This window comes from Gillisia xinjiangensis (assembly GCF_046298265.1).
Lineage (GTDB): Bacteria > Bacteroidota > Bacteroidia > Flavobacteriales > Flavobacteriaceae > Gillisia > Gillisia xinjiangensis.
Genome location: NZ_JBKAHK010000002.1, coordinates 636,103 through 657,489, shown reverse-complemented (window position 1 = coordinate 657,489; position 21,387 = coordinate 636,103). Strand labels below are relative to the sequence as shown.

At 39.8% G+C, this 21,387-nt stretch carries 21 protein-coding genes; 10 read left to right on the top strand and 11 right to left on the bottom strand.

The genetic code is table 11. The features are described 5' to 3' along the window. Positions 1-61: 61 nt before the first annotated feature. On the top strand, positions 62-529 hold the full coding sequence (locus ACKGJN_RS04055; protein ID WP_409538148.1) for a CBS domain-containing protein: 468 nt from the start codon (positions 62-64) through the stop codon (positions 527-529). Here ACKGJN_RS04055 and ACKGJN_RS04050 read toward each other — a convergent pair. Further along, entirely contained in the window at positions 526-873 is a 348-nt protein-coding gene (locus ACKGJN_RS04050) for a hypothetical protein (protein ID WP_409538147.1), read from the bottom strand. The genes ACKGJN_RS04055 and ACKGJN_RS04050 overlap by 4 nt on opposite strands. Positions 874-1,120: 247 nt before the next feature. Here ACKGJN_RS04050 and ACKGJN_RS04045 point away from each other — a divergent pair, with 247 nt between their 5' ends. After that, positions 1,121-1,372: an endonuclease domain-containing protein gene (locus ACKGJN_RS04045; protein ID WP_409538383.1), complete on the top strand. Its 252-nt coding sequence runs from the start codon at positions 1,121-1,123 to the stop codon at positions 1,370-1,372. 172 nt (positions 1,373-1,544) lie between these two features. Here ACKGJN_RS04045 and ACKGJN_RS04040 read toward each other — a convergent pair whose 3' ends face one another. The 4 genes from ACKGJN_RS04040 to ACKGJN_RS04025 form a co-directional block, all read right to left on the bottom strand. Then, positions 1,545-2,021, bottom strand: a complete 477-nt coding sequence (locus tag ACKGJN_RS04040) for a hypothetical protein (RefSeq protein ID WP_409538146.1) — start codon at positions 2,019-2,021, stop codon at positions 1,545-1,547. Between the two features lie 5 nt (positions 2,022-2,026). Next, entirely contained in the window at positions 2,027-2,422 is a 396-nt protein-coding gene (locus ACKGJN_RS04035) for a DUF4174 domain-containing protein (protein WP_409538145.1), read from the bottom strand. Positions 2,423-2,590: 168 nt separating this feature from the next. Next, positions 2,591-3,205, bottom strand: coding sequence for a DEAD/DEAH box helicase (locus ACKGJN_RS04030; RefSeq protein WP_409538144.1), 615 nt, complete (start codon positions 3,203-3,205; stop codon positions 2,591-2,593). Positions 3,206-3,284: 79 nt separating this feature from the next. Beyond that, entirely contained in the window at positions 3,285-6,020 is a 2,736-nt protein-coding gene (locus tag ACKGJN_RS04025; protein ID WP_409538143.1) for a cation-translocating P-type ATPase, read from the bottom strand. Positions 6,021-6,511: 491 nt separating this feature from the next. On the opposite strand from ACKGJN_RS04025, the gene ACKGJN_RS04020 reads away from it, so the two are divergent. After that, a complete protein-coding gene (locus ACKGJN_RS04020; protein ID WP_409538142.1) occupies positions 6,512-6,844 on the top strand; it encodes a single-stranded DNA-binding protein in 333 nt (110 codons plus the stop codon). A 254-nt stretch (positions 6,845-7,098) separates the two neighbouring features. On the opposite strand, the gene ACKGJN_RS04015 is transcribed toward ACKGJN_RS04020, so the two are convergent. From ACKGJN_RS04015 to metG, 3 genes are all read right to left on the bottom strand, one after another. Then, positions 7,099-8,001, bottom strand: a complete 903-nt coding sequence (locus tag ACKGJN_RS04015; RefSeq protein ID WP_409538141.1) for a histone deacetylase family protein — start codon at positions 7,999-8,001, stop codon at positions 7,099-7,101. A gap of 165 nt (positions 8,002-8,166) precedes the next feature. Continuing rightward, entirely contained in the window at positions 8,167-8,487 is a 321-nt protein-coding gene (locus tag ACKGJN_RS04010; protein ID WP_409538140.1) for a GIY-YIG nuclease family protein, read from the bottom strand. 110 nt (positions 8,488-8,597) lie between these two features. Then, positions 8,598-10,685, bottom strand: a complete 2,088-nt coding sequence (gene metG, locus ACKGJN_RS04005) for a methionine--tRNA ligase (RefSeq protein ID WP_409538139.1) — start codon at positions 10,683-10,685, stop codon at positions 8,598-8,600. 119 nt (positions 10,686-10,804) lie between these two features. Here metG and ACKGJN_RS04000 point away from each other — a divergent pair, with 119 nt between their 5' ends. Then, positions 10,805-11,377 (top strand): hypothetical protein, encoded by a 573-nt coding sequence (locus ACKGJN_RS04000; RefSeq protein WP_409538138.1) that lies wholly within the window; start codon positions 10,805-10,807, stop codon positions 11,375-11,377. Positions 11,378-11,486: 109 nt separating this feature from the next. Continuing rightward, the gene (locus ACKGJN_RS03995; protein WP_409538137.1) at positions 11,487-11,852 is read left to right on the top strand and encodes a YraN family protein; all 366 of its coding nucleotides are present in this window, start codon (positions 11,487-11,489) and stop codon (positions 11,850-11,852) included. A gap of 60 nt (positions 11,853-11,912) precedes the next feature. Here the strand turns inward: ACKGJN_RS03995 and asnB are convergent, their stop codons facing one another. Together asnB and ACKGJN_RS03985 are read right to left on the bottom strand one after the other, a co-directional pair. Then, entirely contained in the window at positions 11,913-13,613 is a 1,701-nt protein-coding gene (gene asnB, locus ACKGJN_RS03990; protein ID WP_409538136.1) for an asparagine synthase B, read from the bottom strand. Between the two features lie 324 nt (positions 13,614-13,937). Further along, a complete protein-coding gene (locus tag ACKGJN_RS03985) occupies positions 13,938-14,858 on the bottom strand; it encodes an AraC family transcriptional regulator (RefSeq protein WP_409538135.1) in 921 nt (306 codons plus the stop codon). A gap of 112 nt (positions 14,859-14,970) precedes the next feature. Here ACKGJN_RS03985 and ACKGJN_RS03980 point away from each other — a divergent pair, with 112 nt between their 5' ends. The 5 genes from ACKGJN_RS03980 to ACKGJN_RS03960 all read left to right on the top strand — a co-directional run bounded on the left by ACKGJN_RS03980 (position 14,971) and on the right by ACKGJN_RS03960 (position 20,549). Further along, positions 14,971-16,470, top strand: coding sequence for an aldehyde dehydrogenase family protein (locus ACKGJN_RS03980; RefSeq protein ID WP_409538134.1), 1,500 nt, complete (start codon positions 14,971-14,973; stop codon positions 16,468-16,470). Positions 16,471-16,478: 8 nt separating this feature from the next. Further along, entirely contained in the window at positions 16,479-16,838 is a 360-nt protein-coding gene (locus tag ACKGJN_RS03975) for a DUF779 domain-containing protein (protein WP_409538132.1), read from the top strand. An 881-nt stretch (positions 16,839-17,719) separates the two neighbouring features. Further along, positions 17,720-19,201, top strand: a complete 1,482-nt coding sequence (locus ACKGJN_RS03970) for an FAD-dependent oxidoreductase (protein WP_409538131.1) — start codon at positions 17,720-17,722, stop codon at positions 19,199-19,201. A 326-nt stretch (positions 19,202-19,527) separates the two neighbouring features. Beyond that, positions 19,528-20,265 (top strand): hypothetical protein, encoded by a 738-nt coding sequence (locus ACKGJN_RS03965; protein WP_409538130.1) that lies wholly within the window; start codon positions 19,528-19,530, stop codon positions 20,263-20,265. A gap of 161 nt (positions 20,266-20,426) precedes the next feature. After that, entirely contained in the window at positions 20,427-20,549 is a 123-nt protein-coding gene (locus ACKGJN_RS03960; protein WP_409538129.1) for a hypothetical protein, read from the top strand. Positions 20,550-20,600: 51 nt separating this feature from the next. Here ACKGJN_RS03960 and ACKGJN_RS03955 read toward each other — a convergent pair whose 3' ends face one another. Next, the gene (locus ACKGJN_RS03955) at positions 20,601-21,356 is read right to left on the bottom strand and encodes a TSUP family transporter (RefSeq protein ID WP_409538127.1); all 756 of its coding nucleotides are present in this window, start codon (positions 21,354-21,356) and stop codon (positions 20,601-20,603) included. Positions 21,357-21,387: the final 31 nt, after the last annotated feature.

Below are 21,387 nucleotides of genomic sequence, written 5' to 3'. Positions count from 1 at the left end.
TCTTCTAAGACTCGAAAATTTTCATTATATTCAAAAGATTAATAATCAAAAAGTTAGCACCATGGGAATTAAAAGTTTTGAAGGAAAAAGAGCGGAGCCGGAGAAAATTCAAAGTGCTCCCATTCAGGTAAAGGATTATATGAGCGAAAATCTTATCACTTTTAGAAAAGATCAATATGTAGTGGAGGTTATGGAAACTCTTATTAAAAATAAGATTTCCGGGGCACCGGTGGTCAATGAAAACAATGAGCTGCTGGGAATCATTTCGGACGGGGATTGTATGAAACAAATATCAGAGAGCAGGTATTATAACATGCCTATTGGAGATATGCAGATTGAACAGTACATGGAAACCAATGTTCCAACTATAGATAAAAATGTAAGCATTTTTGATTGTGCCTCTTTATTTTACAAACACAATTGCAGAAGGTTCCCTATTATTGAAAACGGAAAATTAATTGGACAAATAAGCAGAAAAGATATTCTTTGCGCAGCACTTAAATTACGTAGCCAAAACTGGCATAGTTAAGTCCGTTTTACTAATGCGTAATAATCACCTTCCAATGGTAAATAGCCCTGGTCGTAAATAAAATAATATATGGTGCCGGATTTTGTGGTGTAGATGCTTGTGAAATAATCGAAACTAAAACCTTTAGCCAGCAGCTTCGTCCTGCTGGTTCTTGTTTTATCTGCAGGGTTTAATTCTTCCAGGATTCTGTAATTCTTGCGAAGGCGGTTATTTACATTGCGAACAAGGTTATTCCGGTCCTTATTCATCTTATTATTATAAGAATTGCGACAGTAGTCCCCACAGAACTTCTTATCGATCCTGCCAACAATTTTTTCTCCACATTCTGTACAAGCTTCCTGCATCTCTTAAAGATAGGAAAAAAGTTTAAAAATGGTTAAAATAGTACAAACTCCATTTCAGCTTTGGATTTAAAGAGATAATTGTAATTCGAACCTCCCCGGCCTTCGGCCACCCCTTTTTGGGAAGGAGGGGAGCTTTTAATAATTTTGGTATATTTAAATAAAAAGCTTCTTCCCTTGAAATGGAAGAATTGAGGAGCAAGTTGACTCCCGTAGAAGCTTTTTTTGGAATGAGTAAAAAGGCAAGAAACTGGAAGGGAGAAAATTCAGGCGGCAGCATAGTATTAATAATTTTATAGTTGATTTCTATTGTGCTTCCGAAATGTTGATTATTGAATTGGATGGTCAGGTTCATTTAAATGCTTTGGCAGAGGAAAAAGATAGAAAGCGGAATGAAATTTTAGAGGGAATGGGGTTTAAGGTATTGAGATTTGAAAATAAGATGGTGTTTGAGAATTTAGAATATGTTTTGAGAGCTATAAAAGATAAGTTTCGTGTTTAACCACTCCGGGCCGCGAGTGGTCCACCTCTCCTTGGGAAGGAGGGGGAACTTTTTTATTAAGAAAAATCAAAAGGTCCTTCCCATGAAAGGGAAGGAGAATTAATCGGCACTAAAATATTTCTATTTAACCAGAATTTTTCAACCGATTAAGACGGAAGGGTTAAACTCTCCACTAATTCCCCAAATCTTCCAATTCTAACCTGTAATCATATTGCAGGTCTTCGTGCAGCGTGGAAATAATCTTCTCGGCCAAAGCCAATTGGCGCTCATAGAGATTTAGAAGCGTAGTATTTCTTGTGATAGAAGGCTTAAAAGTTTTTAATTTTGAACAAAAATAGATCAGCAATTCTACTTCGGTTTCCTTTTTTTGGGAATACCGACTGTATTTTTTTATGTTCCGAAGTATTTTCCTAACACTCTTTTTTATAAAATAATAACTGCTGGTATTGATAGCATCAAATTCCAGATCGATCTCATTTTTTACACTTTCAATATACCCGGCTTCATCTGCAGATTCAAATAACATATAGGTTAATAATTCCTTATTCTCCTTTTTGAATTTGGAGAGCCGGAGGCACATCTCCAGCAATTCTTCAGGAGAACGATAAGAAAGTTCTTTTTTAAGCTGAATTACAGTTGCGGCTTTCATTGAATTTATCCTTCCTTATTTTTTCTCATTTCGGCTTTCCGCATTGGCATAGAATCTATGGTGCCGAAAATTTTTTCACAGGAAATCATTTCTGCTTGATCCATTTTGACCCCGCCATCCAAACCAATAAGCAGGACCTGAAATCCCGGTTTGTTTCCTTTATACTTTTTATAAATATCGGGAGAATTTTTCCATTCCCCTTCAGAAAGCTGTCCATTCCGGAAATTATCTCTTGTACTCTGATAAACAATGAGTTTCCGGTCTGTAATACCCTCGCGGCAATTGCTTAATTCCTCCAACTGTTTCTTATAGTTTATGTCTTCAGTGTCTTCTGTAAGTAGAATAAGAAGTCTGTTTTCCCATCTATGAACAGAAAGATCCTGTGCGCTTAAAGTCGTCATAGAAGTCAGTATTAATACTATTAAAATGTGGAATCGCCTCATACTTTATAATTGATATCACTATCTAAAATCCCTTCCGAAATAATTCTGTTTATTAATTACTGAAACAGTTTACTCCTGAAATATAATTCAAGTAATTAGCTTTTAGTGGAACGAATTTTAACTATTTTATTTCATCACAACCTCTTCAGAATGTGCCATAAAGGAATCTTTTAGGCGTTCGATCTTAGAATTGAATTCAGTTGAAAATATCAAATACTGACACTTTGTGATATGTGGCGGAATACGAATAAGGTCGTTATAAGCGCTGTTTTTAAGAAGAAACTCGGCATCGTCCACAATGAATAATTTTAACTGACTAACATTAATTCCTGTGGCCTTGAAAAGTTTAAATAATTTGTTTGGAGTGGCAATAACAATATCAACTCCCTCATAAATTTCCCCTTTTTGCATGTCAAGATCCGGTTGATCATAAGCACTGAATATCCGGAGATCCATAAACCTTGTGAAAGTTTTAAATTTATCCTCAAGTTCCAGGGCTGCTTCTTTATCCTTTACGACAATAATTGCCCGTGGAGCATCTTCAAAAGATTCACTTTCCAGTTTTTGAATCACACTTATAATTAATGCTGTGGTTTTTCCACTTCCTTCAGGAGCAATCCCAAACAAGTTCATTCCGCTTTTTATCTTAGACAAAACCTTTTTTTGAAACGGGAGCGGATTCTCATAACCCAGTCTTTCCAGTGTTTCTGTTAATGGGGTATTTAATTTTTTAAACGACATAGTATTCTTCTATTTTTATCTAAAATTATAGCGGAAAGACAACTGCCTTTCATTTTGTGGTAATATATAAAATCTGACATCAATTCCGGGAATTTATTTCAACTGGGTTGGCTCTTTTATCCTTTTTGACATTGAATAGTTTAAATAGTTCCATTACCAAAATTATGGGAACGGCCAACAGCAGAATATAAAACCATTCACTTACTGTAATAGGTTCAATCCTAAGAATGTTTTGCATAAATGGAATTTGCATGCTCAACACGTGTATCCCCTGGGCGATAAGCACTCCAAATACCAGGAGCACATTTCTTGTTAGGGGAATTTTAAAGGTGGAAACCCTTTCGGAACGGCAATTGAAAACATGAAAGTTTTGCATGAATACCATTAAAAGCAAAATGAGATTCCTGGCATGAAATTCTTCCATTTGAGTATAGTTGTTGAGCCAAAACCAGAACCCAAAAACTATAATTCCTATGGTAACGCTGGAAACCAGGGTTTGCTTCACCATTAACGGATTAAAAATTTTCTCGGCTGGACTCCTAGGTTTTCGCTTCATGGCGCCGGGCTCTCCTTTCTCAAAAGCAAGGGCAACATCCTGGATCCCGTTAGTTACAAGGTTAAGCCAAAGCAATTGCACGGCGAGCAAGGGAAGGGGAAGACCGGCCAGGATCGAACAAATAAAAAGAATTACTTCTGCTGCTCCGGTAGAAATAAGAAGATAAATCACTTTCCGTACATTGTCATATGCAAACCTCCCTTCTTCTACCCCGGCTACAATCGAAGAGAAATTATCGTCTACTACAATCATAGATCCTACTTCCTTTGCGACATCGGTTCCTGAACCCATAGCCACACCTATATTTGCCCTCTTTAAAGCGGGAGCATCATTGACTCCATCTCCGGTAACCGCGACAAATTCTCCCTCCCCAATTAAAACATCCACAATCTCCAGTTTTTGCGATGGCGATACCCGGGCAAATACCGTTGCAGATGCCACAAGGTCTTTATATGCCTTCGTATTAGGGGAATTGGCTTCCTGGAGCATTTTCCCATTTATCACTTTGGTATTTTCATTGGCAATTCCCAATTCGCATGCAAGTGTCTTGGCTGTGGAGGGATGATCTCCGGTGATCATAATTACCTTAATTCCTGCCTTCTTGCATTGTTCTACAGATCCCCTGGCCTCCTTGCGCAATGGATCGATAAAGCCTACAAGTCCGTAAAAAGTGAGTGTTGGAATATCTTCCGGTTTATAATCTTTTTTCTTTTCATAATCGGGAAATTTTCTGTTGGCAAATGCAAGAACCCTATAGCCTTGTTTAGCCAATTTATCGGCTTGCTCCAAAATTAAATCCCTGTCAAGTTCAACAGGGGAACCATCAATAGACATGGTATCACAAAAATCAAGAACGGTTTCCACAGCACCTTTTAAATCGATATTGGAATTTTTACAGAATGCTGCGGAAAATTTTCTTTCCGATTCGTAAGGAATTAAATCAGCTTGATCTTCTTCAGCGGAAACGGGATTTAAACCAAACTTGTAGCTCATCCCCAATAAAGCGACATCCATGGAATCACCATTGTGAACCCATTTGTCATTTTCTTTAGTCAGGCTGGCCTCATTGGCACAAACAGCAATTCTGCAAATTTTCTGGAGCTCCCTGTTTTCGGAAAAAGATATTTCCCTCTCCGGTTCATTTTCCCTAAAAACTTTACCATCTCCGTTATAGCCTTCTCCTTCTATGTTAAAAATACTCCCGTCCGGTAAAATCACTCTTTTGGCAGTTTGTTCGTTCACTGTGAGCGTCCCTGTTTTATCACTTGCTATAACGGTGCAACTGCCAAGACTTTCAACCGAGTTGAGTTTGCGTACAATCACATTGCGTTTTGCCATGCGTTTGGCAGCAATAGACAGGGCAACCGTAAGTGCTACTGGTAAACCTTCAGGAATTGCAGAAACTGCCAGGGCAACCACAAAAAAGAAAATATCCATTAGGCCTGATCCCTGCAAATAAAGCATAACCCCAATGATTAAACTGAGCACGATTATAAGGATGCCGATTTGCTGAATGAATTTCTCCATACGCTGCACCAGTGGAGGCTTAGCCGACTCGGACTCTGTAACATGCATGGAAATCTTTCCAACTTCGGTTTCTAAACCTGTGGAAACAACCACACCCCAGCCACGTCCGTAAAGCACGGTGGAACCAGCAAATGCCATATTTGTTCGTTCTGCAATTCCAAGGTTTTCAGCAAGGGTTCCAGACTTCTTTTTTACCGATACCGATTCTCCCGTTAAGAGACTTTCATCCATTTCAAGTCCCGACGATTCGATAAGCCGAATATCGGCCGGAACCTTAATTCCAGATTCCAGTAAAACCACATCCCCCGGAACCAGCTCTTCAGAAGGTATAGACAGTTGTTTTCCCTCCCTTCGCACATTTGCCTTAAATCTTAAAAGTTTTTGCAATGTGGTAGCGCTTTTTTCAGCAGTATATTCCTGGTACGCACCAATTGCAGTGTTGATGACAATCACAAGAAAAATAAAAATTGCATCTTTAGCTTCCCCAATTGCAACAGACGCAATTGCAGCAGCGATAAGAATATATATAAGCGGATTTAGCAACTGATGAAGGATGATTTCCAACAGGGTAACTTTCTTGCCTTCCGGAAGTTTATTCTCCCCGTAGTTTTCACGCCTGGATTTCACCTCTTCAGGGGAAAGGCCGCCTTTTGACACGTTTAACTTATCGAAGATCCCGGAATCTTCCATCGAATGCCATGCTTCCCCGGATATTTGTTTCTTTTGTTCCATTCTCATTTTAATCCCTCATTGAAAGTTTAACCCGCCTGCCTCGATTTTAAAAGTATTTTCCAAATCATACCTTTTGGGCTTGCCATAAGGTTATAGATTAAGTATAGTTCGGGGATATTTTTTATTAGTGTCTAACCAATTTTTCGAATCAAATCTGCATCTGGGAAAGCAAATCTTTAGGTTTAACCTCAACATATAAAAGACACTAAAATAATGAATTTCATCTAATAATTTAACTGAAAGCTGTGTGATATTAATCATTAAACAGCGATATATAAAACATGGAGGTTTAAAAAGTCGCTTTTTAGTGTTTTGTGTTTAAAACGAGGACATAATAACCCGAATCATCAACACTTTAGCCGACAACAAACGCTTACAAACGAAAGTAAACGAAAACAAACCCTTCACAACCGACTAAGGCTAAGTTCCTGCTCTAAGTTTGTACTGTTGAAATGAACCAATGATTTTCAACTGCAATAAATTCTATCGTTATGAGCACTTTAAGAAACAAAGTTCAACTGATTGGCCACGTAGGAAACGAGCCTGAAATCCTGAATCTTGAATCCGGTAAAAAGCTGGCAAAATTCTCCATCGCAACCAATGAGTCTTACAAAAACTCCAAAGGCGAAAAGATCACAGACACCCAATGGCACAATATTATTGCCTGGGGCAAAACCGCTGAACTTATCGAAAATTATGTTCCGAAAGGAAAAGAAGTGGGAGTTGAAGGAAAACTTACCTCCAGAAGTTATGAGGATAAGGAAGGCCACAAACGCTACATTACAGAAATCGTCTGTAATGAGTTGCTGTTAATGGGAAAATAAGCTCATATGCTTATTCTATCCAGGCTTTCCATTAAAAGGGACAGTCACTAAGTACTCCGGAAAACTCTTTTTCCGGAGTACTTAATTTTTGAGAATTTCTTCGCTAAGTAGAAAATTAATTATTTCGTGACAAGCACACGAGCTATTTCGAAGGTAGAAATCTCCACTATTTAGATGAAATCCCGGTCTATTAGAAAGGGCTGGCATCACGGAAACCTGTTTGTGCGTCAGGCGGGTTAAACCCTCAATGAGGGTTAAAAATAGATCTCCTGTGCCATTCTATAGGTGTTCGCATGAGCTTCAATAATAGTTTTAATATCCGGAGAATACCCTCCACCCATACTCACTTCCACAGGAATTTTATGGTCTTTACAGGTTTGAAGCACAAACCTGTCTCGCTCTTTACATCCTGCTACAGAACAGCCCAGCTTTCCAAGTTTATCGGTGGATAAGATATCTACCCCGCTTAAATAAAAGATAAAATCGGGTGCGTGATCATTTATTAAATCAGGCAGTGTGTTTTTTAGAATATCCAGATATTCTATATCCCCGGTACCATCTGGCAATTCAATATCCAGATTTGATAATTCCTTTTTAAAGGGATAGTTGTTCTTTCCATGCATCGAGAAGGTAAAGACCGAAGGATCACCTTCAAATATTTCTGCCGTACCATTTCCCTGGTGCACATCCAGATCGACAATAAGAATTTTTTCAGCCAGCTTTTTTTTCTGAAGGTATCTGGCCGCGATTGCCTGATCGTTTAACAAACAAAATGCTTCCCCATGATTTGTGTAGGCGTGATGGGTTCCGCCGGCGATATTCATCGCAATTCCATGTTGCAGGGCAAATTCACTGGCTTTTATGGTTCCATCGGCAATGATTTGCTCCCGTTTTACCAAAGCTTCCGAAAGCGGAAAACCAATTTTTCTCCCTGCCCTCTTATCCAGACTTAAATCCTGTAATGCCCGGAAATAAGTTTCATCATGCACCGCGAGGATAAAATCTTCTTCCGGCATTCCCGGCATAAAAAAATTGTCTTCGGTACAACTTCCTTCATGAAGCAGTTGTTTTGGAAGCAGCTCATATTTTTCCATTGGAAAACGATGCCCTTCTGGTAAAGGATGTTTGTAAATTGGATGGTAGGCGATTTTGAGCATTATTTTTTTTAGAGCCAGTTCTGTCAATTTGAGCCTTCGCCTTCGCGGAGGACAGGCTGAGTCGAGAACTGGTTGCTTTAATGAAAGTCCTGCATTCGAATGACCCTTCGACTGCGCTCAGGGTGACTTTGCTGTCAGTTCGAGCGCAGACGAGAACCAATGAACCTACTCATCTTCAGGTTTATATTTATTATGAGTTGCATTTCTGCATTCAGCCAGAATCTGTAACATATCAAAATCTCCCTCAATTAAAGCTCTTTTCTTTTGGGCACTCCATCTTTTTATCTTTTTTTCAAAATAAATTGCCTGATTGACATCAATGAATTCCTGGTGGAATTTTAAAGTTACCGGCCTTCTTTTATGAGTAAAACTACGTTTGTTTAATCCTGAATTATGTTCCGTCAATCTTCGCTCTATATTATTGTTGATACCAGTATATAGCAGTTCATCTGAACATTCGAGTATGTAAACATAGTAGCGCTTCATAAGAATAATTTAGATGACCTACCAACCCCTCGACTGCGCTCGGGGTGACCATTGCTGTCAGTTCGAGCCCTTCGACTTCGCTCAGGACAGGCTGCGTCGAGAACTTCTTGCTAAGAAATCACCGTCCCATTCTCAACCCCATCGGTATCAGGATTCAAAAACACCAGTTTCCCCTTGGCATCTTCGGTCATCAGGATCATTCCCTGACTTTCTACTCCGCGTAATTTTCTGGGAGCAAGGTTAACCATAACGGTTACTTTTTTACCTATGATATCTTCCGGTTTAAAACTTTCTGCGATTCCGGAAACGATGGTTCTAATATCCAATCCTGTATCAATTTTCAATACAAGCAGCTTATTGGCTTTTGGCATCTTTGTGGCTTCCACAATGGTACCTGTACGCAGATCCATTTTAGAGAAATCTTCGAATGTTGCGGTCTCTTTTTGTGGTTCCAGTTTTTTATTTTCTGCTTTGTTAGCGGCTTTGGTAGCTTCCAGTTTTTCCAATTGTTCCTGAATTTGTTCTTCCTCTATTTTGCTGAAAAGCAATTCGGCTTTTCCTATTTTATGTCCGGATGAAAGCAAGGCTTCTTTGGTTGAGATCTCATCCCATAAGATTGCTTCTTTTCCCGGAGAAGGAACACTTTCCTGTTCCATATTCAATATTTTTTTCAATTTTGCTGAAGTGAAGGGCAAAAACGGTTCGCTTAAGGTTGCAAGGGCTGAAGCTATTTGCAAAGCTACATACATAACGGTTTTCACGCGTTCCTCATCGCTTTTAATAACTTTCCACGGCTCTTCATCTGCAAGGTATTTATTTCCAAGTCTGGCCAGGTTCATCAATTCTCCCTGTGCCTCGCGGAATCTGTATTTCTGAATAGAGCTTGCAATTACTGCAGGATATGCTCTTAAAGTGGCAAGGGTTTGTTCATCCACTTCAGAATAAATTCCGGGGGAAGGAACTTCGCCTTCGTAATACTTATCTGTAAGCACCACTACTCGATTGATAAAATTCCCAAAAACGGCCACCAGTTCATTGTTGTTCCTGGCCTGAAAATCCTTCCAGGTAAAATCGTTGTCCTTGGTTTCCGGAGCGTTGGCTGTTAAAACATACCTCAGCACATCCTGCTGGCCAGGAAAATCTTCAAGGTATTCGTGCAACCAAACCGCCCAATTTTTGGAAGTGGAAAGCTTCTTTCCTTCCAGGTTTAAAAATTCATTTGCAGGAACATTTTCCGGCAAAATATAACTTCCTTCTGCCTTTAAAATGATGGGAAAAATAACACAATGAAAAACGATGTTATCCTTTCCTATAAAATGTATCAGTTTGGTATCTTTTGCTTTCCAGTAATCCTCCCAATTCTTTCCTTCCCGTTCTGCCCATTCTTTTGTAGAAGAGATATAGCCAATGGGAGCATCAAACCATACATAAAGCACCTTCCCTTCTGCACCTTCAACCGGTACGGGAATTCCCCAATCCAGGTCACGCGTTACTGCACGGGGTTTCAAGCCGTCATCGATCCAAGATTTCACCTGCCCGTAAACATTTACTTTCCAGTCCTTTTTGTGCCCCACCAGGATCCATTCCTTCAGCCAATCTTCATATTGATCCAAAGGCAAAAACCAATGCCTGGTTTCCTTCATTGTAGGCACTGCACCAGAAATGGCCGATTTCGGATTGATAAGATCGGTTGCATTAAGGGAAGAGCCACAGCTTTCACATTGGTCTCCATAAGCTTCTTCATTTCCGCATTTGGGACAGGTTCCGGTTACAAAACGATCGGCAAGAAACTGGTCGGCCTCGGCATCATAAAGCTGCTGGGTAGTTTCTTCAATAAACTTTCCGTCTTCATATAATTTTCTGAAGATTTCAGAAGCTGTTTCGTGATGAATCTTAGCTGAAGTTCTGGAATAATTATCGAAGGACACCCCAAAATCAACAAAAGACTTCTTAATAATGCTGTGGTATTTATCTATGAGTTTTTGTGGAGAAATTCCTTCTTTTTTGGCTTTCATCGGGATAGCTGCTCCGTGCTCATCGCTTCCGCATACAAAAGCCACATCATTTCCCTGCATTCTTAAAAACCGCGCATAAATATCGGCCGGAACGTACACACCTGCTAAATGTCCAATGTGTATAGGGCCGTTTGTATAAGGCAATGCTGCTGTAATGGTATATCTTTGTTGAAAAGTGCTCATTTATTCCTGAAATTTTTTTAGTCCGTAAAGGTAAGCAACTACTAAATAGTACAAGTTAAAATCTTGTAAAAGACAGTTTCTGTATGGGAATTCTGTCTATTTTTATCCAAACTTAACCAATGAAAAAATTATTCCTCCTGCTCACAGTGTTGAGCCTGGCATCCTGTAAAACTGCTAACCAACCTTTAGCCATCCCTGCCGACAGATTTGTGATTGAAGATCTTGTAAAATTAACTTCCGAAGAGATAAAAACCCGCTACCCGGATGCCGATATAAAGGAAGCAATAGGAATTTATGAAGAAGGAACAGAAGAACGGCCTTATTGCATTTTATTCCCCAATACTCCCAACCATTTGGAAATAACCTGGAAAGATTTAGAGCGCACAGAAATAAACGATATCCGGTTTACCGATAAAGGAAACTGGAAATCCTCCACCGGAATTGGAATTGGAACCACTTTTAACCAATTAAACAAGCTAAACGGCAAACAAGTCTACTTCTATGGATTTGGATGGGACTACAGCGGCGCAGTAGATTGGAATGACGGGAAATTTGAAAACAGCGGTCTTTTTGTATTTCTAGAAGCCAGAAATATACCCGGAGCGTTTTACGGAGATCATATCATTAAAGCTTCTGCGGAAGAAATAGCAGCTTTAAATCTTAAAGTGCAAACCCTGATCTTTAAAAACTAAACCAAACAAGCGCTCAAATATCAGTAATATCCCCCACACCTGTAATGCTGAACATTAAGTAATTTTAATGGTTCCTCCCTAACTGAAAAATGATCCATAAAAGCGAAATATGGCGGCACATAACGAACTCGGTAAAAAAGGAGAGGATCTTGCGGTTGCATTTCTTCTGAAGAAAGGATATAAAATCGTAGCCAGAAACTTCAAATATCAAAAAGCTGAAGTAGACATCATCGCGCGAAAAGTAAATGTGCTGGCTATAATCGAAGTAAAAACGAGAAGCACTCCTGATTTTGGAAGTCCACAGGAATTTTTAAAAGCAAAACAAATTCAGCGCATGGTAAAAGCGGTGGATCATTTTGTAACCGATCATAATTTGGATGTTCAGGTGCGGTTTGATATTATGGGCATTATTAAAAACAAAAGCGGCACCAAAATAGAACATTTGGAAGATGCTTTTTTACATTTTGGCGTATAAAAAAACCTCACAAGCCTGGACTTTCAGTGCTGTGAGGTTTGTAATTTGAATGTTCTGATATTACTCCGCTTTTAAAGCTTCGGCTTTTTCATCTTTTTTATAAGCTTCAGAGTGCACGTTTGCCACTGCCCTTCCCGAAGGATCATTCAAATTCCTGAAAGACTCATCCCACTCTAAAGCTGTTGGCGTACTGCAGGCAACCGAAGCTACCGAAGGAACAGAAAGCGCCGCGGCATCGCTGGGGAAATGCTCAGTAAAAATCGATCTGTAAAAAAATTCTTCCTTGCTTCTTGGTGGCTGAACAGGGAATTTGAAATGAGCATTTTTTAATTGTTCATCGCTCACCTGGGTATTAACCATCTCTTTTAAAGTATCGATCCAGCTATAACCAACCCCATCTGAAAACTGCTCTTTTTGTCTCCAGGCCACACTGGCCGGAAGGTAATCTTCAAAAGCTTTTCGCAAGATCCATTTTTCCATGCGCTCCCCGTTGATCATTTTCTCCTGCGGATTTAGCCTCATGGCAACATCCATAAATTCCTTATCAAGAAAAGGAACTCTCCCTTCAATTCCCCAGGCAGCAAGGGATTTATTTGCCCTCAGGCAGTCATATTGATGCAACTTATCGAGTTTTCTCACGGTTTCTTCGTGAAATTCTTTTGCATTAGGTGCTTTATGAAAATATAAATATCCGCCAAAGATCTCGTCGGCACCTTCTCCTGAAAGCACCATTTTTATTCCCATCGCTTTAATAGCACGCGCCATTAAATACATAGGAGTAGAAGCCCTTATGGTGGTTACATCATAGGTTTCCAGCTGATAAATAACATCTTTAATAGCATCAATACCTTCCTGAATCGTAAATTTTATCTCGTGATGCACCGTGTCCAGATATTCGGCCACTTTTCTTGCCGCAGCAAGATCTGGCGAGCCTTCCAGCCCGGTTGCAAAAGAGTGTAATCTTGGCCACCAGGCGGCATCGGTATCCCCGCTTTCAATTCGTTTATCTGAATATTTTTTTGCCAATGCTGAAGTAATTGAGGAATCAAGTCCGCCTGAAAGCAAAACCCCATAAGGCACATCACTCATCAACTGACGGTGTACAGCTGCTTCCAGCGCTTCCCGCAATTCAGCAATGCTGGCCTCGTTGTCCTTCACATTCTCATGATCCATCCAGTCCCGTTTATACCATTTCTGATATCCTTCTTCCTTACTGGACAAATAGTGCCCGGGCGGAAATAGTTCTATTTTGGTACAATGTCCTTCAAGTGCTTTTAATTCGGAAGCAACATAAAAAGTTCCGTTCTGGTCCCAGCCTATGTATAGCGGAATGATCCCCATGTGATCGCGGGCAATGAGATATTCATCCTTTTCCACATCATACAATGCAAAGCCGAAAATGCCGTTGAGCTCATCCAGAAATTTTGTTCCTTTTTCCTTATATAAGGCAAGGATTACTTCACAATCGGACTTGGTTTGAAAGTTATATTTTCCCTCAAACTGCTTCCGCAACGCCTGATGATTATATATTTCGCCATTGGCAGACAAGACCAAATTTTTATCTTCGCTTAACAAAGGTTGTTTTCCGGAGGTAGGATCCACAATCGCCAGTCGCTCATGAGCCAAAATGGCTTTTTCATTGCTATAGATCCCGCTCCAGTCCGGGCCACGGTGACGCAGGCATTTTGCCATGCTCAACAGTTGGGGCCTTAGTGTTTCAGAAGATTCCTTTAATTCAAACGCACATACAATTCCGCACACAATATTCTGATTTAAAAATTATTAATTCATAGGTCACAAATATCGCAGAAAAATTTAAACACACCTGTCCCTGTTTATAAAATTTCCGATATCCAGTTTAAATAATTTAGTGGTTCTTCACTGAAAGTCAGAACCTTACCTGTTGTAATTTTACCCACGCCTGTCTTATCCTTTCTTTTATGAAACTGCGGAATCGAGATCTATTAATATTAACACCTATATTGGTGATTAGAAGTTAAGACCTCACAGGTTTTAAAAACCTGTGAGGTCTGCTAATAAATACGACTACAACTAATTCCTCTAAAGTCTCCTGGTTTTCATCAATTACCCTTCACTTTTCATCCTTGCCATGTTCCTATATTGATTAGGTGTTATTTTTTCAATGCGTTTAAATTGCCGGTTAAAATAGCTGGTATTATTAAATCCTACTTTAGCAGCGATGTCCGTAAATCTGGCGGATGTATTCTCTATGAGATTTTTTGCGAATTTAATGCGCTCTCCGTTTAAAAAATCAATTGGGCTCTCGCCTATGGTATTTTTGAAGATTCTGTGAAAATTGGAAGTGCTCATACAAGCCTTATCTGCCAGTTTATTTACACTGATATTTTCTGTTAAATGCTCACGCAGATATTTTACAATAAATGCCATCCTGTTATTGTCAAAAAGAATTGAATTGTCAACCAACATAGATTTTGCCCTGGTTTGTAATAATCTTATAATTAATTCTTTAACCATAAGGTCTACCAAAGCATCTTTGGCCTTATTGCTTCCTAAAAAAGTAGTAAAAATCCTGTCCAAAATAAACTGAACCTGTTCATTGTTATTTAAATGAATGGAACTCTCCTCAAAATTATGAATATCATTTTCAAATTCTGTCCGGGTATTTTCGTTAAAAAGTTCAACCGTTTCCTTTATTTTATCAGGAGATATTCCCAGAGCTAAACAACGTGTTGGGCTATTGGCTGCGGCAATTGGAAAATCGATTGTCATCTTTTCATTTGCCTGAAGCACTACCGATTCCCCCGGAAAAAACTCGAATGCTTCTTTGTTTTTCAGGTGCATTATTTTTTTTCCGCTAAGCATACTTGCAATTACGGGGAAGCCAAATTGCAGATCTACTTTTTCGGAAATTATATGAGTTTCAAAAACATTCAGTTCAGCATAATCTGCGCTGTAAATCGTCCTATTCTCAATAAGCGTATTGAGTTTACGGCTGTTTTCGTGTTTTAATAAATTAGCATTCAAAGTATAGAATTTTTATTAATTGAGTAGTTTTGTCATAGTAAAATGCAGGAATGTTCAAGTTTTTATATGATTAAATATAGTATTTTACAATCAATTAAATTAAAAAAACACTATGAATTATTCAAAACCTAAATTTAAGGAGAAATACGGCAATTTTATCGACGGGAAATTTGTTGATCCTGTTGATGGTCAATACTTCGAAAATCATTCCCCGGTAAATAATAAACTGCTTGCGAAGTACCCGCGTTCCAACGAAAAAGATGTGAAACTGGTACTGGCTGCTGCAAATAAGGCGAAGGATGCCTGGGGAAAAACATCTGTTGCTGAAAGAGCTTCAATTTTACAGCAAATTGCCGATGTTATTCAGGAAAATGCAAAGGAATTTGCTGAAATGGAAACGGCAGATAACGGGAAAGCAATCCGGGAAACGGTGAATGCCGATGTGCCTTTGGCTGTTGATCATTTCAGATATTTTGCATCAGTGATCCGTGCCGAAGAAGGCTCCGCCACTGAACTCAATGAAAACACCCTTTCACTTATCATTCGGGAACCTCTTGGGGTTGTTGCACAAATTATTCCCTGGAATTTCCCATTGCTTATGTTGGCATGGAAAGTTGCCGGCGCGCTTGCTGCGGGAAACTGTGTGATTTTAAAACCTGCGGAACAAACCCCGACTTCGGCGACATTTTTAGCAGAAAAAATCGCCCATTTATTGCCACCCGGAGTGTTTAATGTAATGCACGGTTTTGGTCCTGAAGTGGGAAAACCTCTTGCATCAAGTCCTCTTGTGGACAAAGTTGCCTTCACCGGCGAAACCACCACCGGACAATTAATTATGCAGTACGCATCCAAAAACCTGAATCCCGTAACTATGGAATTGGGCGGAAAATCCCCGAATATATTTTTTAACAGCATTATGGATCACGACGATGCGTTCTTGGATAAATGTATTGAAGGAGCCGTGCTGTTTGCTTTCAACCAGGGCGAAGTTTGTACCGCTCCAACCAGATTGCTGATTCAGGAGGATATTTACGATGCCTTTATCAAACGGGTAGTTGAAAGAACAGAAGCCATTGTTATGGGAGATCCATTTGAAATGACTACAATGATGGGTGCCCAGGCCTCTAACGATCAACAGGAAAAGATCCTTTCCTACATTAAGATCGGGAAAGAAGAAGGCGCCGAAGTGTTGTGCGGCGGCGGCGTTAAAAAATTAAAAGGAGACCTGGAAAAAGGTTTCTATATTCAGCCAACGATTTTTAAAGGGCATAATAAAATGCGGATTTTCCAGGAAGAGATTTTTGGACCGGTGCTTTCAGTTTGTACTTTTAAAGATGAAGCCGAAGCTATAGAAATTGCCAACGATACTATGTATGGTTTGGGTGCCGGGGTTTGGACAAGAGATGCGCATCAACTTTATCAAATTCCGAGAGCCATTAAAGCCGGACGGGTTTGGGTGAATTGTTATCACGATTATCCTGCACACGCTCCTTTTGGCGGATATAAAAAATCGGGTTTCGGAAGGGAAAACCACTTGATGATGTTAAATCATTACCGACAAACAAAAAACATGTTGATCTCTTACGATAAAAATAAACTGGGATTCTTTTAAGCAGCAATATGAGTTTAAAAAGAGTTGAAATAACAAAGGAAGCTGAAGAAATTGTCCGGCAACTGAAGCATCAGCATGGAGATGTAATTTTCCATTTGAGCGGAGGTTGCTGCGATGGTTCTTCGCCAATGTTGCTGCCCAAAGAAGATTTTTATATAGACGATAATGATATTTTTTTGGGCGAAGTAGCCGGAGTGCCTTTTTATATGAGCCGCGACCAGTTTGAATATTGGAAACACACGCATCTCACGGTAGATTTGACCGATGGCAGAGGCTCCAGTTTTTCCCTTGAAATCCCGTTGGGAAAACGATTTCTTATTCAATCCCGGTTGCTGACCGGGGAAGAATGTGAGCATTTTAATAAATAAGTTTTTTTAATTAGTCAATAAATCCGTCCGGAAAGCAATTCCTGGACGGGTTTTTTTGTTCAGAATAAAAATTAATTCCCAGGCTCCTATAAAAAATTCCGTAGATCTAATTCGAGGAGGAAGGTATAGAATTATTCCTTTTTGAAGATTTGAAAATACAAAAACCAGTCTATCACAGTCCTACTCTGAAATACTTTCGCTACCCAGTGCACGAGTATCCATTCTTAAAAAAACACATAAGTATCCTCTAAAATAGCTTAGCAATCGAATGTACAGCCTACTTCAATACAGGTTATTGGAATTTTGGGATAGAAGGGACAGATCAGAGATTTTGGTCATCTCAACACACAGAATTTTTAAAAAGTCTATAAAGCACCAAAAGCTGAAATTGAGAATGCAAAACAGATAAGGGACGAATATTTTAATCAATAAAATCAAATGTTATGAAAACCAAGAAGAAAAAATGAAAGCTCGACCAAATGAAAGACAAACATATTGGATAGGTTGCAACAAAAGCACGTGACAAGTATGAATTTGACCTGAAACTGGATGTTTTGGGGAAATGATAAAAGGAGCCAAAAAGTAAAGACAACTGACCCAGGAGTAACTCGGAGAATTAATTGCAGTTCAGAAATCACAAATTTCAAAAAAATCGGGAACGTCCCTAATCTACGCTACATTTCTAACTCCATTGTTTATTCTATCTTTGCCGGATCGCTAAATCCTTTTTGATTTAGCTTTTTGACAAATAAAATCAAAAACCTCGGGTTAACCTTCAATGAGGATAAAAAAGGCTTCAATTTTATGCTTTTCTAAAAATTTGTCTATTATACGAATACCACAAAATCTGGTCAAACCCGTCGGCCAGGTTTTTCCTGTAGATGGGAGTCGGGAACACGTTAAATAATGAGGAATTGAAGAAGATTGAAAATTCAGCCACAAGCTGGACTATATGTACGGAATGCCAGGGACGCGGGAAAAAAAGTCAGAGGCTCCGCAAGAAAGTGAGACTCCAATACCAGAAGGAATTCAATCAATTTGAAAAAACGAATAATGAAGGGACGGCTCCAGTTCGTCCTAAGGGTCATTTGTACTCATGCTTGAACTGTGGCGGATCCGGGTTAATTTCTTCTGCCAGCCAACCTATAGCGGATAAAGATAACTACCCACATGTTGCTATTATTGGTGGTGGTATAGGAGGAGTGGCTTTAGCTGTGGCTTGTTTGCATCGCGGGATCCCATTTACCCTTTATGAGCGCGATAGCGGTTTCGATGCCCGATCTCAGGGATATGGACTCACTTTGCAACAAGCCAGTAAAGCGATCCAGGGATTGGGTATTTTCTCATTGGAAGAAGGGGTTATTTCAACAAGACATGTGGTTTATACTACAGAAGGAAAAGTGATCGGGGAATGGGGGAATAGAAAGTGGATAGCGTCTGATGCGAAAACATCGCCGAAACGTACAAATGTGCATATCTCAAGGCAGTCTTTGCGCTTAGCTTTACTTGAGCAACTCGGTGGACATGATGCGGTACAATGGGGGCACCAGTTAATGGATTTTAAGGAATGTGAGGGTGAAGGTGTTGCTTTAAGCTTTCAGGTAGACGGGGAGATGAAAAGCTCCAGGGCGGATCTTGTGGTTGGAGCCGATGGTATTCGTAGTTCGGTGCGGAGGTTGCTGCTTGGTGAGGACAGTACCCCTTTACGTTACCTCGGTTGTATTGTGATTTTAGGTATTTGTCCCTTGACGGCTCTTGAAGGTTTTGATAGTTCATTGCTGGACTCGGCCACTGTATTTCAAACAGCCAATGGCAATGAGCGGATCTACATGATGCCTTATACTTCAGATTCGGTGATGTGGCAACTTAGCTTCCCTATGCCGGAAAACGAGGCTAAGGTCTTAAGTGCGAAGGGAGCTCAGGCACTCAAGGAAGAAGCCTGTCGCAGAACTCAGTGGCACGATCCCATTCCCCAGATTTTAGCGGCGACCCTGGAAGCTCAGGTTTCCGGCTATCCGGTGTATGACCGGGAATTACCCGAAACAGAATTGCTGGAGAAATGGGGGAAAGTGACGCTGATGGGAGATGCGGCTCACCCAATGAGTCCATTCAAAGGACAAGGGGCGAATCAAGCGCTGCTGGATGCACTAGCGCTGGCACGGGGAATCCATAGAGGTTGCAGACCTTTATCCCAATGGCGAGAAGCTGGAATGCGGGAAAGTGTATTGACCGGATTTGAATCAGAAATGTTTGAACGCAGTGCTTCCAAAGTGAAAGATTCAGCAGAGGCTGCACAGTTCCTGCATTCCGAAATTGTGCTCCATGAGGCTGATGAGCCCAGAGGACGATGTCTGAAGAAATAAGATGCATCACAAGGCGCTTAGTAAATTCAGGAAAATAAAAACTGGCATAAATTGAAAAAATTTTAGATATAAACGAACAAACAACCTGGCCAACAATCCCGATAACTCCCTACTCCACGCTATTTGATTTCCAAGAGCATTGGCTAATTTCTAATAGAAGAACTGTTTAAGCGGATACAAACCATTTAATTGTTTTGTTAAATAATTCCAGCTTTTCGGACAGCAAATAGAGGCTTTCGTCCTTAATTGGTTATAATTCTGACTGAATAACAGTTACTTATACCTGTGAAATATCACATTTTTAAACTAACTAAATCACTTGTATTATGAAAACAACCAGACTTATCATGAGCACATTTATTATTGCGATTTTTTGCAGCAATATCCTTACTGCTCAAAACAATGAAGCCACACTTTTAACTGCATCGGAAATTACCGTTAAAAGTGGTCACAATGCACAATTTATGGAAGGTGTAAAACTTTGGAAAGAATGCTATCTGAAAGATAAGGGAGAAAATAATTGGAGTATGTGGCGTAGAGACCAGGGAGAAGGAAACGTATATGTTATGACTGGAAACATGCCAAATTGGGCAGAATTGGACAAAGAGGATGAGCGTGGAAAAGACTGCTATATGACCATAGTGAACTTTATTTGGCCACACGTTGAAAAAGTAGATCAGACTATTGCTAAAACAATGCCTGATTACAGCAGATCATGGCCTGACGATGCCAAATATTGCAGGGTAACGTATTATAAGGTCAATAAAGGTTATGCCTTTGAACAGGTTATAAGTGCTGTTAGTAATTCTATTAAGGAAAAAGAAGGGACTCCGCGTGCTGTTTGGTATGACTTTCAATTTGGAGGGCCAGAGTCTCCGGAATATATGGTCGTATTGCCATTTACTAAGTATGCAGACTTAGATATTTCAAGAGATAGCCCCGCAAAAATCTATACAGATGCTGTAGGTGAAGAAAAAGCAGATGAAATGTGGGTAAAGTGGTTTGACACCGTAGATGATTCCTGGTCCTACACGTTCACATTAATGACGGAATTAAGTAATTAGATTAGAAGGAAAGAGGGGAAGGGGGGGTTAATAAAAATTAGCCCCTTTTTTTATTTCCAAAAAAACCCAGAGTATAACAAGCTTAAACCTTACACAAGCCTAAGGATTTCCTGATAGCACTTGATAATCTGATTTCCTCAAGATCAGCAGATACCGAAATTGTGGAATTAACCACTGAACAAAAAAAAATGCTCGAAATGAGTGAAACGGACATTAAAAATGGACGATTGATTTCTCAGGAAGCTATGGACAAACGAAATCTCGAATGGCTAAACGGACTGTAAGATGGAGCAGAACAGCCTGAACCTATTCATAATTCTTTTTACCTAAAACCGCTAAATCTTAATCCCAAACCCGTGCAATAATATCAGTCGGAGACCCACATAGAATACAAGAATGGCAGTAAGAATTCCCAGAAATTTCAGATTGAATCTTTTACTGGAAAGATAGGATCCAATACTCCCTCCCAGAACAACGGCAATAATAAGTTGAAAAATGAGGTTATAGTTTATTTGAAAAGTCCCTGCCACGTTTAAACCTACCAGGCCCGCAACCGAATTCACCAAAATAAATACCGAAGCCAGGGATGCGATTATCCTTGGATTTGCCCATTTCAGGATGTTAAGCACCGGAGATAAAAATATCCCACCCCCTATCCCGGAAATCCCGGAAAGCAATCCTACAAAACCTCCCAGCATAAATTTCTTAGGATTGGAGAACTTCTTTGATTCGATTTTTTTCTGCAGATATTTCAGGGTCAGGAATAATCCGGAAAGGATTAAGGCAGAACCCAGGATCAGGAAAAAGATTGTCTGTGAAAGCCTGAGCTGCGCACCCAGGAATGCAAGCGGTATACTGAATAGCATAAATGGCCAGAATAATTTGAAATTAAATATCCGGTGCCTTATGAACATGATCGTGCCAATGCTCACCACGCAAATATTCAGCACAAGGGCCGTAGAGCGTATTTCATAAAAATCGGTGAGAAAAAGACTTAAGATGGCCAGGTAACTGGATCCGCCACCAAAACCTACGGAACTGTAAAATAATGCAATGAAGAAAAATATGTACGGGAGATATTCTATGGGCATATCAGGAAATTAAGAAACATTTTACTGTATC

What these genes read in the sequence shown, in the direction of transcription:
- ACKGJN_RS03980 (WP_409538134.1), top strand. Translation starts at nt 14,971, where the DNA reads ATGAATTATTCAAAACCTAAATTTAAGGAGAAATACGGCAATTTTATC.
- ACKGJN_RS03970 (WP_409538131.1), top strand. Translation starts at nt 17,720, where the DNA reads ATGGGAGTCGGGAACACGTTAAATAATGAGGAATTGAAGAAGATTGAA.
- ACKGJN_RS04030 (WP_409538144.1), bottom strand. Translation starts at nt 3,205, where the DNA reads ATGTCGTTTAAAAAATTAAATACCCCATTAACAGAAACACTGGAAAGA.
- ACKGJN_RS04055 (WP_409538148.1), top strand. Translation starts at nt 62, where the DNA reads ATGGGAATTAAAAGTTTTGAAGGAAAAAGAGCGGAGCCGGAGAAAATT.
- ACKGJN_RS04015 (WP_409538141.1), bottom strand. Translation starts at nt 8,001, where the DNA reads ATGCTCAAAATCGCCTACCATCCAATTTACAAACATCCTTTACCAGAA.
- ACKGJN_RS03965 (WP_409538130.1), top strand. Translation starts at nt 19,528, where the DNA reads ATGAAAACAACCAGACTTATCATGAGCACATTTATTATTGCGATTTTT.
- ACKGJN_RS04050 (WP_409538147.1), bottom strand. Translation starts at nt 873, where the DNA reads ATGCAGGAAGCTTGTACAGAATGTGGAGAAAAAATTGTTGGCAGGATC.
- ACKGJN_RS04020 (WP_409538142.1), top strand. Translation starts at nt 6,512, where the DNA reads ATGAGCACTTTAAGAAACAAAGTTCAACTGATTGGCCACGTAGGAAAC.
- ACKGJN_RS03995 (WP_409538137.1), top strand. Translation starts at nt 11,487, where the DNA reads ATGGCGGCACATAACGAACTCGGTAAAAAAGGAGAGGATCTTGCGGTT.
- ACKGJN_RS04025 (WP_409538143.1), bottom strand. Translation starts at nt 6,020, where the DNA reads ATGGAACAAAAGAAACAAATATCCGGGGAAGCATGGCATTCGATGGAA.
- ACKGJN_RS04000 (WP_409538138.1), top strand. Translation starts at nt 10,805, where the DNA reads ATGAAAAAATTATTCCTCCTGCTCACAGTGTTGAGCCTGGCATCCTGT.
- ACKGJN_RS04010 (WP_409538140.1), bottom strand. Translation starts at nt 8,487, where the DNA reads ATGAAGCGCTACTATGTTTACATACTCGAATGTTCAGATGAACTGCTA.
- metG (WP_409538139.1), bottom strand. Translation starts at nt 10,685, where the DNA reads ATGAGCACTTTTCAACAAAGATATACCATTACAGCAGCATTGCCTTAT.
- ACKGJN_RS04035 (WP_409538145.1), bottom strand. Translation starts at nt 2,422, where the DNA reads ATGACGACTTTAAGCGCACAGGATCTTTCTGTTCATAGATGGGAAAAC.
- ACKGJN_RS04040 (WP_409538146.1), bottom strand. Translation starts at nt 2,021, where the DNA reads ATGAAAGCCGCAACTGTAATTCAGCTTAAAAAAGAACTTTCTTATCGT.
- ACKGJN_RS03975 (WP_409538132.1), top strand. Translation starts at nt 16,479, where the DNA reads ATGAGTTTAAAAAGAGTTGAAATAACAAAGGAAGCTGAAGAAATTGTC.
- ACKGJN_RS03955 (WP_409538127.1), bottom strand. Translation starts at nt 21,356, where the DNA reads ATGCCCATAGAATATCTCCCGTACATATTTTTCTTCATTGCATTATTT.